Origin of the sequence: Shewanella sairae (assembly GCF_023283535.1) — a bacterium.
GTDB classification, from domain to species: domain Bacteria; phylum Pseudomonadota; class Gammaproteobacteria; order Enterobacterales; family Shewanellaceae; genus Shewanella; species Shewanella sairae.
Window position 1 is genome coordinate 1 of sequence record NZ_JAKILT010000187.1, and the last position, 1,142, is coordinate 1,142.

A 1,142-nucleotide genomic window follows, 5' to 3' on the forward strand; every position below is an offset into this window, starting at 1 on the left:
ACTCACTCGAACAATTCACACAAACAACTGGAATAGCTTGAGCTTGTTGGAAAATAGGTAAAAAAAAGGCACTACATATGAGTGCCAGTTTGAATCTTGAAGTTGTCATAGGAAGGTCTTTTTAGTTAGGGAGTTACAACGTTGTTCTGAATGTGCGCTATCAGAAATACAAAACCCTGCACGATGGCAGGGTTTTGTTTGAGCATTAACAATGGCGCAGGGGTTAATGCCAGGACAGTAACTCTTGTTCCCTTGCGCACCATGCCGTGTTGATATCATTCAGCTCTTTGGAATTGCCTGCGTGTTTACGTTCGGCGCCTTCACATTGAATATCTAAGGTGTTCATCGACTTTGAGCGCCTAAAGTGGCGTAGCCATTGCTGTTCATTCTCAGATAAGTTCGTTAATGCGCTTACGGTTACTTTCATGCAGTGCTCCTTTTTTGTGTTGAGTAACTACTCTATCATCTGAAAAAGCGGTTGTTAAAATCTCTTTTTCTTATTGCTGTTGTAAGCTCATTAAATTCAACAATATTCTCTGGTATACCGTTTATGTCTCCACGGCTTAATTTTAGGAGTATATAGGCGGTCGCTTGGATCTCATTATCGCAAGCTCCGGTTTCTTTTTTTATTACGTCGTGACCAGCTGTATCATTAACTGATGACGCAGCTAATTCAGCAAGTCGAGCTAATAATTCGCTATCTATTTCCACTTTAGGCATCTTTAAATACTCTGTTTTAGCCGGCTAATGACGATCGCCTTGTTTGCTCATCGATGACTTTACAAGTCACTAACCAGTGCGCATACCATTCATCACCATATTGGCTTACATGGTCTCTCACTGCTTGAACATCCAGTTTGCTGCTCTTGGCCACAAAGGCTAAAGCGAGTTCACCGAGATTCAAATTGAACAGGCGATTACCTTCTGGTTGCGCGATGTAGTATTCCCGTTTTGGTATCGCGTCCTTGATAATGTCGATTTGACGGTCATTAAGGCCAAACTTTTTATACAGAGGTCTCACGAGTTCGTCGCCAGCGGCATAGTTAGGTAGGAAGATTTTAGTTGGGCAAGCGGTCATGAGTAACTCAAATATTTCAGAGTTGGCTACTTCGCCCAAGCTTTGAGTGAAAAGAGCAACTACA

2 protein-coding genes and 1 pseudogene are annotated in these 1,142 nt (G+C 42.2%); all 3 read right to left on the reverse strand.

Features of this window, described 5'->3' with window-relative positions; genetic code table 11:
* Window positions 1-223: 223 nt before the first annotated feature.
* On the reverse strand, window positions 224-427 hold the full coding sequence (locus tag L2748_RS24000; protein WP_220783635.1) for a hypothetical protein: 204 nt from the start codon (window positions 425-427) through the stop codon (window positions 224-226).
* 35 nt (window positions 428-462) lie between these two features.
* A complete protein-coding gene (locus L2748_RS24005; RefSeq protein WP_220783634.1) occupies window positions 463-711 on the reverse strand; it encodes a hypothetical protein in 249 nt (82 codons plus the stop codon).
* Between the two features lie 25 nt (window positions 712-736).
* Window positions 737-1,142: pseudogene (locus L2748_RS24010) on the reverse strand (conjugal transfer protein TrbE); the annotation flags it as partial.